A 17,088-nucleotide genomic window follows, 5' to 3' on the forward strand; every position below is an offset into this window, starting at 1 on the left:
CAATCGCGCATGCCAACACACACCAATATGGTTGTGACCTATCTTTTATTGGTTTTTATCTGGGCCACTACACCGCTAGCCATTGTCTGGAGTGTAAGCGATCTGCATCCGCTCTGGGCACTGGCACTGCGATTTTTTCTGGCATTGCCTTTTGCATTTATCTTGTTGTGGCTGTTTAAAACCCGTTTTCCTGTCGATTCTCTCTCGATGCACAGTTATCTGGCTGGAGCTTGCAGTTTTATTGGCTCGCAGATTTTTACCTATCTGGCCACGGATTATCTCAGCTCAGGCATTATTGCGCTGATGTTTGGTCTGGCACCTATTATTACCGGATTGATTGGCCGTTTCGTGTTTCAGCTCAAGCTCTATCCTTCACAGTGGTGCGGGATGGCGATTACCCTGACTGGTTTGGCGGTGATTTGCCTCGGTGGCAAAGACCAGCACATTCAGCCAATCGGTATTGGTCTGATGCTACTGAGTGTGTTTATCTATTGTGTTTCGATGTTTTGGGTCAAAAAAGTCAATGCACCCTTACAACCGATGGCGCAAGCGGCCGGTTCCATTGCAGTTTCAGCAGTCATGGCCTGTGCCATGTTGCCATTTATCTGGCAATTTGCGCCAACCCAAATGCCTCAGGCAAAATCACTGATCGGGCTAGGATATGCCGTGGTGATGGCTTCGCTGATTGCCATGTTCTGTTATTTTAAACTGGTACAGAAAATCAGGGCGACCACCTTGTCTTTGACGACGGTATTGACTCCAATGCTTGCTTTATTCGTAGGTGTGCTTTTGAATGATGAGAGCTTGTCGGGTGAGGCCTTAATCGGTGTCGGTATTTTGTTGACGGGTTTATTGTTGTATTTTTCCAGAGAAATTAAAGCGAGCTATGCAGCTCGCCTTCCATCCAGTATTCACAATGACTAAATCAGTGATTTAAGCAAAGTTGGCTTTGACACATTCACCCAGTTTGACACGGTCTTGTGGGTGCATGGTAATGAAATAAGCACCGGTCCGGAATTTGCTATTTTCTTCTTCACGACTGTAGGCCACTTGGGCGGTTGCCGCAATATGGAAGAAATTTTCCGGGTGGCTTAAAGTCACGTGCAGATAGGTGCCTTCAGTGATGGGGCGGTCACTAAAGAAACTAAAACCGGTTTCCGAAAAGTTCACCTGCTCTGGTACAGGTAACATGCTTTGTACAATTGCGTCATACAAAGAACCGGTAATAAGGTTTAATTTTTGGTTGAATAAGGATAAGATTCGAGCAATTTGTTGATCTTTTTCAGATAATTGTTCTAATTCGTAGTTAACCGCATGATCAAATTGATCTAGCTCTGCAAGTAGTAGAAAATAGCGGGGCAAGACGAAGTTAGAGTCATAAGGATCATTTAAGGCAACATCATCGGAAATAATCTGATAATTAATTCGTAAGGCAGCATCGATGCGAGACATAACGCGTCTTTCCGTGTATCCGTTTGGATGCTGTACATTTTCCATAATTTATTACCTCGGACTAGATGGTTATGTTTAAACCAATCTCGCTGTATATAGGGTTGAAATATACTCGCGCACGGCGTAGTAACCACTTCATTTCTTTTATTGCATTGGTCTCAATGATCGGTCTCACGCTCGGTGTAGCAGTCCTCATTACAGTTTTGTCTGTGATGAATGGGTTTGACCGAGAGTTGAAAAATCGTGTCTTGGGAATGATACCTCAAGCTACTGTTTCTTCAACGCAAATTCTAACAAATTGGCCCGAACTTGCAAAGCAGATTGAGCAGCATGAGCATGTCCAGGGGGTTGCACCATTTACCCAATTACAGGGCATGCTGACGGCACAGGGACAGGTTGCCGGGATTATGGTCAGCGGGATTGAACCCGAGTATGAGAAAAAAGTATCCATTATACAAAACCATATGGTCGAGGGCAGTATTGATAGCCTGAAAAAAGGTGAATTTGGTATTGTTCTGGGCAAGCAGATGACCGATGCCATGGGGGTCGGTTTAAACGATAATATTACTCTGGTATTGCCAGAGGCGACCCCTTCACCAGCAGGTGTGGTGCCTCGTTTCAAGCGCTTTAAAGTGGTGGGAATTTTCAGTATTGGTGCTGAAGTCGACTCGATGATGGGATATATCGCTTTAAATGATGCTTCAACTTTATTGCGCCTACCAGATGGTGCACAAGGCGTGCGTTTAAAACTGGATGATATTTTTGTCGCACCGCAAGTGTCTCAGGAAATCGTGCGAGATTTACCAGCCAACTTCTACGCATCTGACTGGACTTATACTCATGGTAATCTGTTCAGCGCGATCCAGATGGAAAAAGCCATGGTCAGCTTGTTATTATTCCTGATTGTGCTGGTTGCGGCATTTAATATCGTTTCATCACTGGTGATGGTGGTGACGGATAAAAAATCGGACATTGCGATTTTACGGACTTTGGGTGCTTCGCCTGCCACCATTACCAAAATCTTTATGGTGCAAGGCACGGTGATTGGGGTGATTGGGACATGTGCCGGCGCAATCCTCGGGATTATTGCAGCGACCAGTATCAGTAGCTTTATCGGCTGGTTAAACAATACTTTGGGTCTGAATATGTTTGATGCCTATTTTATCAATTATCTACCTTCTTATTTACGCTGGCAGGATGTCTTGGTGATTGTCGGCTTGTCATTGGCCTTAAGTTTTGTCGCGACGATTTACCCCGCTTTACGTGCAGCAAAAATTCAACCGGCAGAGGCTTTGCGTTATGAGTAATCTGATTTTAGATGCCCAGAATATTCACAAATCCTTTACCGATGGCAAAGCCACCGTCGATGTGATTCGAGGCTTGTCGCTGCAGGTCAAAGCAGGTGAGTTTGTCTCGATTGTCGGTTCGAGTGGTTCTGGTAAAAGTACCTTATTGCATGTTTTGGGTGGACTGGATCGACCAACATCAGGGCAAGTGATGGTCAATGGTCGCCGTTTCGATACCTTGTCCGAAGCAGAGCGTGGCTATGTGCGCAATGAGCATTTGGGTTTTGTGTATCAGTTTCATCATCTGTTGCCAGAATTTACGGCACTGGAAAATGTAGCCATGCCCCTGATGCTCCGCGATAATGTGAAGTTTAAAGAAGCCAAACAGCAGGCTGAATACTTGCTGGAGCGGGTTGGTCTTTCGCATCGTCTGACACATAAGCCAGGTGAATTATCTGGAGGTGAGCGCCAGCGTGTGGCCTTAGCGCGTGCAGTGGTGGGCAAACCTAAACTGATGATGGCAGATGAACCGACCGGAAATCTGGATCGTAAGACTGCAGCAAAGATTTTTGAACTGCTCACCGAATTGCAACGTGAATTCAATATGGCGATGCTGATTGTGACGCATGATGAACAACTGGCACATGCTGCAGACCGAATTTTACATATGCAGGATGGTCTTTGGGTCACATCCTAAATCAAGAGAATATTCGCATTTGATTGAAGCTCACTCCGGTGGGCTTTATTATTGGGTGAAATAATAACCATAAAGAATAAGATCCAATGTTGCAGTGGCTGTGTATCGGCTGGATTTTAGGCCTGGCCTGTATGGGGAAAAGTTTTCTGTCTGTTCAACTGGGCAGCACGGTCGTTCTAATCGCGGTATTACTGTGGTATCTGGGTTGCCGTAAATTAAAGCACATTTTCAACACACCATTACGCAATTTGGTCATGACTGGTTCAAGCCTGCTGTTAGGATTATTTCTAGGCCATGGCTATGCCAATCTGCAACTGTCTGAACGCTTGTCGACGCGTGAACATGAAGTCTCCGAAAAACAGATTGTGGTGCATATCAAAGACCTGAATAAACTTGGTGAGCAGAATATCCAGCAAGCTCTGCATGTGCTCAGCCCTGATGGCAGTACAGTTAAATGGATGGGCTTTTTGCCTGTCCAAGAACCCGTGACTCAATCCAGTTTGATAAATGCGCAGATAAAGCAGCACCTCCTTGAACTTGGACGATATTACTTAATTCAAGGCCAAATCCGACCTCATCATAGTTATGCCACCCCCGGATCTTTTGACGCTGAAAAGTGGGCATTACAGCAAAATATCATGGCCGGTTTCCGAATCAAGAGCATTCAGGAGTTACAACCGCAACAACTTTATGCGCTTGGTCATGGCAAATATTTACGCCAGCAGCAAAATTTAAGTCCGCGAATTTTACTTTGGGTAGAGCGGCAGCGACTGGCATTAAGAGAATTTGTAGCCAGGCAACCCGTACAGCATAAAGGTTTGTTATTGGCCTTATTAAGCGGTGATGAAAGCCTGTTAGATCCAGCGACAGAGCGACAATTCCAGCGTTTTGGTATGAGCCATTTATTAGCCATTTCCGGGCCGCACGTTCTGATCTTTGCCTTGATGGTCTGTGGTACTTTGCAATATCTGATTTCAAGATTTATGCCGCATATTTATCTGAAATGGCCAAGGCAGTATTTTTTGAGCCTGCCTTTTTTACTATGTGTCTTGCTGTACTGCGCCTTTGTGGGCTTTGAAATTCCAGCGCTACGCACTTTATTGATCTGCGTGATTGTGACCTTTACCTTGTTGCTCAGGCAAAATGTGCAAGCTTTAAAATTACTGATTCTGAGTGCTGCCTTATTATTGCTCTTTGATCCTTTCAGTATTTTGTCGGCTGCGTTCTGGCTGTCTTATGGGGCCTGTTTTGTTTTGCTGCGAATCTATCAGACCATTCAGCAGCAACCGCGTCAGATAGAACAAACCTTATTACAACGGCTATATTTTGCGTTGAAAGTGCTGCTGGAATCACAATGGAAAATCTTTCTGGCACTATTTCCCTTGATGATGCTGTTTTTTAAGCAGATCGCCTGGATTACCCCATTCAGTAACCTGGTCGCGATTCCATGGATTGGGCTGCTAATAGTTCCAGTCGATATTCTGGCGGCTTTGTTGTTTTTTATTTCAGAGCCACTTTCCAGTGTGGTATTTCAATTGAATAATGTTTTCATTCACATGCTGCTGGCATTTCTGGATCTGCTTGATCGGCTGTTTGCTCCACAACTGATTCCGGTGGCGATGAATGTCTGGATGATTGCGCTGTGTATTCTGGCCTTAATGATTGTATTTTTACCGCGTGGCCTATTGCCCAAAAGCTGGACGGCACTTGCCTGTGTGCCGCTGTGTATTCCTCAGCTCAATCAGCATGCATTTCAGCTCTCTATTCTGGATGTGGGGCAGGGACAAGCAATTTTTCTTCGGGATGGAGCGCGTAGCATGATGATCGATATGGGTGGCTATTATGATGAAGAAAAATTTAGTATCGGTCGACAGGTGATTCTGCCATTTCTGTCTGTGCAAGGTGTGGGTAAGCTGGATCAACTGATTTTAACCCATCTGGATCAAGATCATAGTGGCGCTTATCACAGTATTAAACATCAATTGAAAATTAAAGAGGTATCGTCCAATCAGATTCCTGAAATAGCGCACTCCTCCCGTTTTCAGTTCTGTCATCAAGGTCAGCAGTGGCAATGGTCTGAAGATATTCAGTTTAAAATTCTGGCACCTCGGCAGCAGCAGTTAAATACAGCCCATTTCAATAAAAATGAACGGTCTTGTGTGGTATATCTGCAAGTTAAAAATGCGGGGCCTTATCAAAATTTTTTACTCATGGGCGATGCGGGTTGGGAGACTGAGTATCAGCTGCTCCAAGATTATCCTGAGCTTAAAGTTGATGTGCTGGTGCTTGGACATCATGGCAGTCAGCACAGCTCAGCCTATCAGTTTTTAGAAGTTTTACAGCCTAAACTGGCAATTGTTTCGGCAGGGAAATTTAACCGTTATGGCCATCCGAGCCAATTGACTCAGCAGCGGCTCAAAGCCCTCAATATTCCGTTACTGAATACGGCAGAGCAGGGTAGTCTGCACTTTCAGCAACAAGACTCAAAACTGGTACTTTCAGCCGAACGACATCAATGGCAATGGTTATATCGTCAGCCTTTAAGTCGCTGATTCTAGAGCGGGCGAAGCTTCATGTAATTCCTGAGTTCTTAACGCATTTACTTTGCCTAAAGCCTGTTCATGCTCCAGTGTATAAAGATTGCCCAAGCCCTGATGTGCATTAAAGCGTTTATAGCTCCAGTGATAATGTTCAGGATGGCGACGGATTAAATTTTCAATACTATTGATAATGACTTGCGTGCCCTGATTGGCATTGCCACTATAAATTTTCTCATCAACTGCCTCGATGAAGATATCAAAACCATCTTCGGTATTCCGCAGGGCATATAGAAACAGGGCGCGGGCTTTGGTCTTTTGAATCAGCTTGGCACTTAAATTACTGGTGGCCAAAGGCACCCCAAAATACGGTATATATTCACCACCGACATTTGGGGTATGGTCTGGCAAGATCACGGTGGTGCCACCTTGTTTTAAGGCCTTAAAAATCTGACGGACGCCAGATTCATCGGTCGGCACCAGATGTGCCTGTTCGCGGCTACGCGCAGCCCGTACAAACTGATCCGCTGCCTGATTTTTTACAGGTTTATACATAATGGTCATGGAAGTAAACTGGGCGACATAGGCATTCATGATTTCCCAGGTACCAAAATGTGGCACGATTAACACCAGGCCTTTATTTTGTGCCAGTGCATCATGCAGTAGATCTTCGCCAATGACGCGATGCACCCGTTTGATATTTTTCTGATTAGTTGAGCCCCAAATGGTAAAAAACTCGAAATATGACATTAATTCATTGCGAACCGCAGCACGGTTAATACGCTCACGTTCGTCATTGGACAGTTCAGAAAGGCTGATCTCGAGATTGAGGCGAATGATTTCCGAAGTTTTGGTGACTTTGAAACTGTTCACAATAAAGGCCAGAAGACGGGCCATCCATCGAGAAACCGGAAGCGGTTGGCGGCTAATGTATTTGAGTAAACCGTAAGCTGAATTCCGTGAGTCCTGTTTGGTCATTGATTTCGTCTAAGTACAATAAAAAGAGAACAAAATTTATTATAGGCGAAAACGTTTTGTTTAGACAGAATTACCCGATTCAGTGTATATAATGGGTTCAATATAAATCAATTTATTGGATTATTTATGTCCGATTGGCCACCAAAACCTGAAAATCAAATACAAAATACGCAACAGCCAGTTCAACCGACTGGTCCGGAATGGAAATTGCTGGAAAAAGCGGTTTTAGCTTCGGTTGAAGAGCAGCGCCGTGCGCGCCGTTGGGGAATTTTCTTTAAATTCCTGACTTTTGCTTATCTGCTTGTGGTGATTTTGGCACTCGGCAAGAGCTGTAGTTCAGTTTCCTCAGATGCCAGCGCTGGCGCAGGTGCTCATATTGCCGTCGTCGATATTATTGGTACGATTGCTGCCGACAAGCAGAGTGTCAACAGTAGCAATACGATTAAATCGCTGAAAAAAGCTTTTGAAAATAAACAAAGTAAAGCCGTAGTGCTGAATGTCAACTCGCCGGGTGGTTCACCGGTACAGTCCGATGAAATCTGGCAAGAAATTCAGTATTTGAAAAAGCAGTATCCCGAGAAAAAACTCTATGCAGTGATCGGTGATACCGGTGCTTCGGGTGCTTATTATATCGCTTCTGCTGCGGATGAGATTATTGTCAATCCATCGAGTTTAGTCGGTTCGATTGGTGTGATCATGCCAAATTATGGCGTGAGTAATTTGCTGCAAAAGCTTGGTGTTGAAGATCGCACCATGACTTCAGGTGACAATAAAGCCTTGCTGTCGATGACTCAACCAGTCGATCCTGCACAAAAAGCCCATGTACAAGGTGTCTTGGATAATGTGCATAGTCACTTTATTAATGCGGTAAAACAGGGGCGTGGTAATAAACTGAAATCAACCGATCCTACGATTTTCTCTGGTTTGTTCTGGACCGGTGATCAGGCGGTGAAATTAGGAATTGCAGATCGGATTGGAAGTTTAAACACCTTGAAGCGCGAACTTAAAACTGAAAGAGCCTTGAATTATACGATTGAATATAGTCCATTTGAGTCCGTATTGGGTCGCATGGGCTCATCGATTGGTGACGGAATTGCCACTTCAGTTGCGCAGAAACTTCAGTCAGAAAACAGTACGACATTGCAATGAAACCATTGATTCATTTCGCGCACGCCAATGGCGTGCCATCGAAAGTCTATCAAAAGCTGTTTGATGGACTGCAAGATGATTACGATATTATCTATGTGCCGCTCTTAGGGCCTGATAAACGTTATCCAGTGGATAACCATTGGAAAAGCCTGACTCAGCAAGTGATTGACAGTATTGTGCGTCAGTCAAAAGGTCGACCGGTGATTGGTTTGGGACATTCTCTAGGATCAGTATTAACTTTCCAGGCTACCTTGCAGCGTCCCGAACTGTTTTCGCAGATGATCATGCTGGACCCGCCGATGATTATGGGTAAAGAAGCCTTTGCCTTGCATCTTGCGAAAACTTTGCGCTTAAAAGCTTTGGACAGAATGTCTCCGGCAGGTCTGTCCAAGCGCCGTCGTGATCATTGGGATTCACGTGAACAGGCAGCAGCGTTGTTGCGTCCTAAAGGTTTTTATCAAGACTTTGATGCCGATTGCTTCCAGGCCTATATTGAGCATGCTTTGCAAGATGATCCGATTCGGGGCGGAGTAGAACTCACCATCCCTAAAAAGGATGAAGTGGCCGTGTTTAGAACCAATCCCTCACTGTGGTGGTTGCCTCAGGCGAAACCGAAAGTTCCGGTACATTTGGTCGTGGCTGAGCAAGGTCCATTTCTGGCCCGCAAGTTCCCGCAGCAGGTCGAAAAGAAATTTGGTATTCCTTTTACCGTGGTAGAGGGAGGACATATGTTTCCATTGGAACAACCCGATCAGGTAGCGGACTTAGTAAAGCAATTGATTCAGCAACAATCTGTTTGAATCATTAAAAAGAGAATATAAAAAACGCATCCGAGGATGCGTTTTTTTATATTTAAATGAGGTTAAAACTTGCAGAATTGAACAGGTTCTTGCATTTTCTCGTTTCGATATAGCACACCGTCTTCAGTGTGTTGAATGGTACCGCTACAAATCCATTCTACGACTTGAGGATAGATTACATGTTCAAGGCTATGCACACGCATTGCCAAACTGTCTACCGTATCGTGGTGAGAAACCTTGAGCACACCTTGAGCAAGCGCTTGGCCTGCGTCAAGTTCAGCCGTGACATAATGCACCGTACAGCCGTGCAGAACATCACCGGTATTGAGTACACGCTGATGGGTATGCATGCCTTTGTAATAAGGCAATAGAGAAGGGTGAATGTTCAACATTTTCCCCTCCCAGGCTTTTACAAATTTTTCACTTAAAATTCGCATAAAGCCGGCAAGTACCACCAGATCCGCATCCCAGTCCAGCAGTTGCTGATGCATCACATCATCAAACGCTTCTCGGTTTGGATATTGCCTGTGTTCAATAACTGCAGTTTGAATTCCTGCTTGTTGCGCACGCGTTAAAGCAAAGGCTTCAGGTTTATTGGAAATCACGCCCACAATTTGCCCTGAAAGATTGGCATCAATCAAGGCTTGTAGATTTGATCCGCTACCTGAAACAAGTACAGCAATTTTAATCATGCGAAATTATGCGAAGATCACACGAATTTTTTCGTCTGCACCTGCAACCGATTCAGCATTGTCTTGAATCTGACCCATTGTCCATGCTTTCTCACCAAGACCGTTGAGTAATTCAACAGTTTTGTCAGCTTCATTTGCATCAACCACAAGCACCATGCCGACGCCACAGTTAAAGGTACGATACATTTCAAACTGCTCTACACCGCCTTCACGTTGTAGAAGTTTGAATAGCTCAGGCCATTCCCAAGAAGATTCATTCACAAGCGCTTGAGCACCATTTGGAAGGACGCGAGGTAAGTTACCTGGCAAACCGCCACCGGTGATGTGCGCCATCGCATGGACATCAACGTGTTTTAACAGTTCAAGAATTGGTTTGACATAAATGCGTGTCGGTTCCAGTGCAACATCTGCAAGTGGGCGACCATCGACGATTTGATTCAGGTCAACGTTTTTCACGTCTAAGATTTTACGAAGCAGTGAGTAGCCGTTTGAGTGCGCACCTGAAGAGGCCACACCAATTAAAATGTCACCCGCTTTGACTTTAGAGCCATCAATAATTTTGCTTTGCTCAACAACACCGACACAGAAACCTGCAAGATCGTAATCTTCGCCTTCATACATGCCTGGCATTTCAGCAGTTTCACCGCCAACTAATGCACAGCCAGCAAGTTCACAACCAGCGCCAATGCCAGTGACTACATTTGCAGCAACATCAACATTTAAGTGACCAGTTGCATAATAATCAAGGAAAAACAGTGGTTCAGCACCACAGACAAGAAGGTCATTCACGCACATTGCAACCAGGTCTTGACCAATTGTGTCATGACGGTTCAAATTCAGTGCCAGACGTAATTTTGTACCAACACCATCTGTGCCAGATACGAGAACAGGTTCTTCATAACCTTTAGGAATTTTACAAAGTGCACCAAAGCCACCTAAACCTCCCATAACTTCGGGACGTGAGGTACGCTTAGCGACAGATTTGATACGATCGACTAACGCGTCGCCCGCCTCAATGTCGACACCTGCATCTTTGTAGCTTAAACCAGTGTTTGGGGTAGAAGTTGAGTTGCTCATAATGAAGTCTCCGCATTCGCGGGTGCGATTATAACCTGAATATGTAAAACTCTTATGGTATTTGTGGCCTAAAATGCTATCTTTATTAAAATATTTTAATTTTTAGAATGATTAATAGAGAAAAGGTAAGATTCTATGGTCGATCGTACTTTACGGCGCATTCTTATACTTGCTGGTATAGCATTGATACTTTGGGTTTTATATCTGCTTAAACCAGTTGTGGTTCCTTTTGTGGCAGCTTTTCTAATTGCTTATTTATTTAGTCCCTTGGTCGATGTTTTGCACCGCATTGGGCTGGCTCGATGGCTCTCGATCAGTATTGTATTTATCGGGATTGGGATCGTGGTTACATTAGTCATGTGGTATCTGGTGCCACTGGTCTGGCAGCAGCTGATGTATGCGCGTGATAGCATTCCGGCCGGGATTCACTGGATCAATTACACGTTCCTACCTTGGCTTTCCGATAGCTTTAATCTGGTCCCGATGGAGATCGATACCGATCAGATTTCCTCAGTAGTAATGGACTATGTCCAGACCAATTATAGTGCGGACAGTATTCAGGCAATGCTGCTGAAACTGGCACAATCTGGTCTGAATTTTATCCAGATTGGTGGCACGATTGTCCTGATTCCGATTATTGCCTTTTATTTCTTGCTGGATTGGGATCGTATGCTGGGGAGCTTACATCGTCTAATTCCCCGTCCTTATGAAAAAATAACCTTAAATATTGTGAGTGAATGTCATAGTGTCTTAGGTGCCTTTGTCAAAGGTCAGTTCCTGGTCATGGTTCTGCTAGGCGTGGTTTATGCAGTGGGACTCCAACTCATTGGCTTGGAAATTGGCTTGATCATCGGGATGATTGCCGGATTGTGCAGTATCATTCCGTATCTTGGTTTTGCGGTTGGAATTATTGCCGCAGTCATTGCAACCTTTTTCCAATTTGGAATCGACTGGTGGCAACTGGTATTGGTCGGGATTGTGTTTATGGTCGGGCAGGCAGTCGAAGGCTATATTCTACAACCATTCCTGTTGGGTGATAAAATCGGTCTTTCTCCTGTAGCTGTAGTATTTGCAGTTCTGGCAGGTGCGCAACTGGCCGGTTTCTTGGGCATGCTGATTGCCTTACCGGTAGCAGCCGTGATTGTGGTACTACTGCGGCATATCCGTGAGTATTATGAACATACGCCATTTTATGGTGATCGGGCTGTTGTCATGCAAGATGCTTCTACCGGTTCAATCAATATTGAAACAGCAGATTTAGATGTTGATATTGAAATGAAAAGGCCAAGAGTAAAACCCCTGCAAGAGGAAGAGAAATCCAGTAAAATTCACGATCCTCATGGTAAAGACTCATAAGGCTAAAAAATCATATGCGTCAATTGCAGTTAGATATAGAACCTCAGCTCGATGCCCGAATCAGTGATTTTTCAGGGCCGGGTTGGGGGCATGTCATTGATGCTGTCCGTCAACTACATGCAGGCCTGATCAACCGTTTTTATGTCTATGGGGGAGCCGGTACAGGTAAAAGTCATTTGTTGTCTGCCATCTGTGACTCTTATCTGGAAGTGGGTAAATCTGCAATTCAGGTATCTTTGCTTGAGCTTTTAGATGCACCGACAGAGGCGATTACTTCTCTAGATCGTTTTGATCTGGTGGCACTTGATGATATCGAAGCGATTAGTGGCGTACCCCATTGGCAACGCGCCGTCTTTCACTTGATTAATTATAATAATGAAGGTGGTGGACAGTTGGTGTTTTCGTCACGTTTTGCGCCTATCGAACTCAAACTTGAATTGCCAGATTTACAATCCCGTCTTACGCAGGCGGTCAGTACCCGTGTTCCGAGTGGCAGTTTGTATGCTGATCGCTATGCGCTGGTTTCCTCGGTACTCGATCGTCGTGGGATCCATTTAGACCCTCAAATCTTTGACTATCTATTAAGCCATGGGCCACATCAAACTTCAGTGCTGCTTCAAAGATTAGAGCAGATAATTCAATTGCTTAAAGGAGAAAAGCTGAAAGTCAGCAATGCCAATCTGCGGCAGATATATGCCTTGATTGACGAATATCGGTAAATCATAAAAATTCTTGAGTAATTACTCAGTCTATGCCACAGTAAGGCAAAATAATTCGCTGTTGCAAGGATTCTGCAACTTTAGAAGAAAAAGAAAGAAATAAAAATTAAGGAGAAGGTTATGCTCAAGAAGAGCATAGGCATAGCTTTGCTATGTATAGCGGGGCAGTCGTATAGTGCAGATATTATTGTAACCACTACAGAAGATATTGAAAAAGATGACAAGGAATGTTCACTTCGAGAAGCTGTTGAGTATGTTAACCGTGGCTTAGCTAAATCAGGTTTTATGGGGTGTGGTGGGGAGAACTCATCCAGTACCATTATTTTAAAAGAAAAAAATACCTATGTGTTGAACCAGCATATTGCGATTAAAAAATCTCTTACCATCCGTGCGGTCGCAGAAAGTGATGGTGAATTCAGTACGGATGAAAAAGCATTAGGTTTGCATAATGCTCATATTCAAATGAAAGGTATCGATAATCTTTTCCGGATCAACAGTACAGATACATTGGTTCAGTTAAATTTGAAAGAACTGGATCTTGAAGGCTGTGGTAAAACCAGTTGTGCTGAATAAGGTGGCCTAATTTATAATAAAGGTCAGCTAATTCTAGAATATAACCGTCTATTTAATGCTGCTGCCAACTTGGGTGGGGCAATTTATAATGCTGGCAAGTTTGGACAGAACTTAACAAGCCGTGCACAAATTAAAAATAGTCTGATCGAAAATAATAAAGCCCAACGAGGCGGGATCCTGTATAGCGAGCTACCTGCTTTCCTCATTTATCAAAGTGTACTTAAAAATAACCAGACACTGGATAATTCAGCGACCAATATTTATAGCGCGGGACAGTTTGCTGACTCCAGTAAAGATCAAGGTATTAGTGGGGAAATATTAAGTAGTACGATACTAAAAAATAAGGGTGTACTCATTAATGTCCTGGACGGGATGGGATTGAATAATTTCACCATGGTTGATAATGAAAATACTGCTTTACGTATCTATGCGCCGGCTGGCAGGGCTTATGTGGCAAATAGTATTATTTTAAGAAATGGTGCACAGGACTGCCAAATTGAAAACGGCGATAAAACCCTGATTCAAAACAATCTGCTGACTGTGTCCTGCGGTACAGGGGATGCTGTTGCTCCAAATGAGCTTTGGAATGGTACACAAATCTTAGCCGAAGCTTCAAATAAGAGTGAAGGTGTTTGTCAAACCTTGAGTGAAAATAGCACAGCCATACTTTGTCCATACAGCGTTGCTAAAGGGCAATTTCTTGGTTATATGCGTCCACGTATTTTATTAAGTCATAATCAGGTCAGCGACTCATCTATTGTAAATAGAGGTACAGCGCTTAATCTTGCAGCCCCGACAGTGGCATGTGAAGCTGCTGACCAGCGTGGTATCAACCGTTTAATGGATAATCTGTTCTGTGACCGTGGTGCGATTGAAATCACTGTGCCAACCTCAGGGAGTCTGGTTGGACAAGACCTGTTAAAAGGTGAAATTGCCAAATTTTCAATTGAATCCTTTTTGGGTGATAGTGATTTAATTCCAAAAGAACAATGCAATGTCATAGTTGGTCAACAGCCGACAGGTGAGCCTTGGCAAGATGGATGTTTGAAAGTTGTGCAAACTAAAACAGAATCCAAAGGTAAAACACGTATCGATATTCATGGCAATGTGGTGTATACCCCAGATTCGACTTGGCATGGGGCAGATATCTTCGAGCTGCAAGTGGTAACCACATCCACGCGATTTAATAAAAGTAAACCTTATCTGACCATTACCACTCAAATCGTGCAGGAGCCAAAAAATGAAATGGAAGACAAATCAGTCAAAACTTCAGGTGGTGCATGGGGCTTTGGTGGGCTACTGATTTTAATTGGGTTAATGGGTTTGCGCCGTGAATTAAAAGATTAAGGAAAAATCATGAAAAATTATAAAAAAGGACTGCTTGCGGCCATGATTTTATCTGCCATGAGTTTGATGGCAGCCGAAGATAAAACCATCTATGTCACCACTTTGGTGGATGAAGACGGAGAGAACAGTAATGCCTGCTCTTTGCGAGAAGCGATTAAAACTGCAAAACTAGATAAATCCTATGGTGGATGTAACGTCGGCCGTACGCTTCGGCTGGATGGTTCAGCCCCAGACGTGATTCAGCTTGAAGCGGGTGAATACAAATTAGACAGCGAACTTGTCATTGAGTCCGCGCTCAAAATTTATGGAAAAACGCCCTTTAGTTATACCAGTCGTAGTCCGATTACGAATTTATACCCAACCCGTGATGCTTTAAAAACCACGATTTCAGGTCAGGGAAAAACCCGTCTCTTTAACAGTATAGCCAGTCAATCCAGTCTGGAAGTCTATCATCTCATCTTAAAAGATGGTTATGCGGCAAAAAATACACAGGATAAGGGCAATGGCGGTACCTTTTATATCGCGGGCCCCTTAAGCATTAATAGCAGTGAAATCGTAAATTCTCGGGCAGATGCAGAAGGGGGGGCTATTTATACGGTGGCGATGAATACCGAAAGGAGTGTGATCATCCAGGATTCGCTGCTTCACCAAAATAAGGCAAGTTCATATGGTAGTGTGCTGGCTATGGATTGCCAGGGGAATTTAGGGACGACTCAAACCAATGTAAAAGTTATTTCTAGTAGTATTGTTAAAAATGGGTCAGAAAATACGGCCAGCATTCTTGATTTTTGTGGTTATGCAACCGTAGAGTTGAATAATTCTACCATTGCCAAAAATACTGCGAGTCAGACAGGACATATTTTGCGTATGACCAATCAAGCTAATCGCCCTCTCAGTGCCTTTTCCAGTTTAACTGCCTTAAGTAATACTATTGTTGAGAATGCAGCTCAATCTACTTTATTTTATGACAAAACAGGTTCTAAATATTTCTATTTTAATGTTTTAGCATTTAATCAGGGCTTATCTTGTGAATATGCCTTAAATCAGGGGAATCCGACTAAGGAGCAAAGCGTCGTATTTACTACTGTTAAAAATGCCATACAAACCACTGGACTATCACGTTGTGTATTGCCAGAGTTAGATGCGGATGAAACTTCAAACAATCTTGACGTTTCTAACAGCACGATAAACAACTTATTAACAGCTTATATTGAGCCTGCAATTGATAACCGTTTTCTAGGCATGTATTACCCACGTGATAATGGAACAGCTACAGATTTGGTAGATGTGGGGGTAAGTGGCTGTGCTGAACAGGATCAACGTGGCATTGATCGGGTGGTGGGATCTACTCTTACCTTAAATCCAGATGCAAAAAATAGCTGTGAAATCGGTTCAATCGAAATCCGACGTCTGACCGCAGCAGATATCACAGATCTGAAAAATAGCAGCTTGGTCGATTTGAATAATTTTTATCAGGACAATATAACTGACATCAAAAGTATTATTGCAAATAAGAATACGCCAGCAGAGGAAATACCTGGTTTAAAGGAAGAGTTAAAAGAATACGAAGATTTACTTAAATATACCAAGCAATATCAGCAATACCGTGCAATTTATGTCAATCCCTTTGTGCTGGCCATGCCTCAGGAAACCTTGATGGGCAATACGGTTCAAACCAAAGTCTTGAATGCACAAAATTATGATATTAGTGTTAAGTCTTTAGGAGTAGGTGAGTTAATTGGTACCGGTAGTTCGACCAGTGTGAAGGGTGATCCGAATGACCCCAATCTTAAGTGTGAATGGAAGCCTGATCTCAACCGGATCATGATGTATCGTACCGATGGGAAAATGACCAAGGCAACAGATATGGAATTCTGTAGCTATACTCTCAAAGATAAGGCCACGGGGATCAGCAGTGCTGGAATTTTAAAAGCAGCTTTTAACAATATTGCACCGATTGCCAAGAGTGATGAATATTGGATTAGCCCAGAGAATAATCTGACAGTGACTGTGAATCCACTTGAAAATGATAGTGATGATGGTGATGGGCCTCTACCTTCAGGAAAGTCGGCTTTTTATCAGGATAAAGAGGGAAAAGAGATTCCAATTCGTATTGTGAAGATTCCTGCCGGAGTTTCTCTTAATGCAGAGCGACAAGGCCCTTGTCCTGATACTTATCAGCGCGAGACCTGCTATGGTGGAAAGCTGACATTTAGTGTGAGAAATAACTTAAGTCAGGCAGATTACAGCATGCAGTATACGATTTTTGATGCAGATGAAAAAATGTCTGAAACAGCAACGATCCTGCTACGAAATACGGTAAAAAATGCCAATACGTCATCAAGTGGTGGTGGCTCATTCGGAATTTGGGGACTATTCGGATTATTTGGGCTGGTCGCTTATCGCCGTCTAAGAAAATAAAACC

The 17,088-nt window shown here is 43.6% G+C and carries 13 protein-coding genes and 1 pseudogene; 10 read left to right on the plus strand and 4 right to left on the minus strand.

Annotated features, from left to right (window positions below; genetic code table 11):
• The first annotated feature begins 9 nt into the window (after positions 1-9).
• Complete coding sequence (locus tag FTV30_RS03070; protein ID WP_180000984.1) at positions 10-924, plus strand: DMT family transporter; 915 nt, start codon at positions 10-12, stop codon at positions 922-924.
• Between the two features lie 9 nt (positions 925-933).
• Here FTV30_RS03070 and FTV30_RS03075 read toward each other — a convergent pair whose 3' ends face one another.
• The gene (locus FTV30_RS03075; RefSeq protein ID WP_005097634.1) at positions 934-1,497 is read right to left on the minus strand and encodes a PilZ domain-containing protein; all 564 of its coding nucleotides are present in this window, start codon (positions 1,495-1,497) and stop codon (positions 934-936) included.
• Positions 1,498-1,523: 26 nt separating this feature from the next.
• On the opposite strand from FTV30_RS03075, the gene FTV30_RS03080 reads away from it, so the two are divergent.
• The 3 genes from FTV30_RS03080 to FTV30_RS03090 all read left to right on the plus strand — a co-directional run bounded on the left by FTV30_RS03080 (position 1,524) and on the right by FTV30_RS03090 (position 5,987).
• Positions 1,524-2,759 carry a lipoprotein-releasing ABC transporter permease subunit gene (locus FTV30_RS03080; RefSeq protein ID WP_005097633.1) on the plus strand — a complete coding sequence of 412 codons (1,236 nt, stop codon included), beginning with the start codon at positions 1,524-1,526 and terminating at the stop codon, positions 2,757-2,759.
• The gene (gene lolD, locus FTV30_RS03085) at positions 2,752-3,435 is read left to right on the plus strand and encodes a lipoprotein-releasing ABC transporter ATP-binding protein LolD (RefSeq protein ID WP_005170024.1); all 684 of its coding nucleotides are present in this window, start codon (positions 2,752-2,754) and stop codon (positions 3,433-3,435) included. Before FTV30_RS03080 ends, lolD begins: the two co-directional genes overlap by 8 nt.
• A gap of 86 nt (positions 3,436-3,521) precedes the next feature.
• Positions 3,522-5,987: a DNA internalization-related competence protein ComEC/Rec2 gene (locus tag FTV30_RS03090; protein WP_100534842.1), complete on the plus strand. Its 2,466-nt coding sequence runs from the start codon at positions 3,522-3,524 to the stop codon at positions 5,985-5,987.
• On the opposite strand, the gene FTV30_RS03095 is transcribed toward FTV30_RS03090, so the two are convergent.
• On the minus strand, positions 5,976-6,950 hold the full coding sequence (locus tag FTV30_RS03095; protein WP_180000985.1) for a lysophospholipid acyltransferase family protein: 975 nt from the start codon (positions 6,948-6,950) through the stop codon (positions 5,976-5,978). The two genes, FTV30_RS03090 and FTV30_RS03095, sit on opposite strands and share 12 nt — an antisense overlap.
• Before the next feature lie 126 nt (positions 6,951-7,076).
• Between FTV30_RS03095 and sppA the strand changes: the two genes are divergently transcribed.
• Together sppA and FTV30_RS03105 are read left to right on the plus strand one after the other, a co-directional pair.
• On the plus strand, positions 7,077-8,099 hold the full coding sequence (sppA, locus tag FTV30_RS03100) for a signal peptide peptidase SppA (RefSeq protein WP_005170028.1): 1,023 nt from the start codon (positions 7,077-7,079) through the stop codon (positions 8,097-8,099).
• Positions 8,096-8,899, plus strand: a complete 804-nt coding sequence (locus tag FTV30_RS03105) for an alpha/beta fold hydrolase (RefSeq protein WP_005170030.1) — start codon at positions 8,096-8,098, stop codon at positions 8,897-8,899. The genes sppA and FTV30_RS03105 overlap by 4 nt, the downstream gene beginning before the upstream one ends.
• Before the next feature lie 62 nt (positions 8,900-8,961).
• Here the strand turns inward: FTV30_RS03105 and purN are convergent, their stop codons facing one another.
• Positions 8,962-9,591: a phosphoribosylglycinamide formyltransferase gene (gene purN / locus FTV30_RS03110; RefSeq protein WP_005170032.1), complete on the minus strand. Its 630-nt coding sequence runs from the start codon at positions 9,589-9,591 to the stop codon at positions 8,962-8,964.
• 6 nt (positions 9,592-9,597) lie between these two features.
• Entirely contained in the window at positions 9,598-10,668 is a 1,071-nt protein-coding gene (gene purM, locus FTV30_RS03115) for a phosphoribosylformylglycinamidine cyclo-ligase (RefSeq protein WP_180000986.1), read from the minus strand.
• A gap of 135 nt (positions 10,669-10,803) precedes the next feature.
• Here purM and cxpE point away from each other — a divergent pair, with 135 nt between their 5' ends.
• The 4 genes and pseudogenes from cxpE (at position 10,804) to FTV30_RS03135 (ending at position 17,084) form a co-directional block, all read left to right on the plus strand.
• Positions 10,804-12,024, plus strand: coding sequence for a chloramphenicol efflux transporter CxpE (cxpE, locus tag FTV30_RS03120; protein WP_180000987.1), 1,221 nt, complete (start codon positions 10,804-10,806; stop codon positions 12,022-12,024).
• A gap of 14 nt (positions 12,025-12,038) precedes the next feature.
• On the plus strand, positions 12,039-12,743 hold the full coding sequence (hda, locus tag FTV30_RS03125; protein WP_005103862.1) for a DnaA regulatory inactivator Hda: 705 nt from the start codon (positions 12,039-12,041) through the stop codon (positions 12,741-12,743).
• 120 nt (positions 12,744-12,863) lie between these two features.
• A pseudogene (rbtA, locus tag FTV30_RS03130) lies at positions 12,864-14,663 on the plus strand (rhombotarget A).
• Between the two features lie 9 nt (positions 14,664-14,672).
• A complete protein-coding gene (locus FTV30_RS03135; RefSeq protein WP_180000988.1) occupies positions 14,673-17,084 on the plus strand; it encodes a CSLREA domain-containing protein in 2,412 nt (803 codons plus the stop codon).
• Positions 17,085-17,088: the final 4 nt, after the last annotated feature.

The organism is Acinetobacter sp. YH12255 (assembly GCF_013417355.1).
In the GTDB taxonomy this organism is placed as follows: Bacteria; Pseudomonadota; Gammaproteobacteria; order Pseudomonadales; family Moraxellaceae; genus Acinetobacter; species Acinetobacter pseudolwoffii.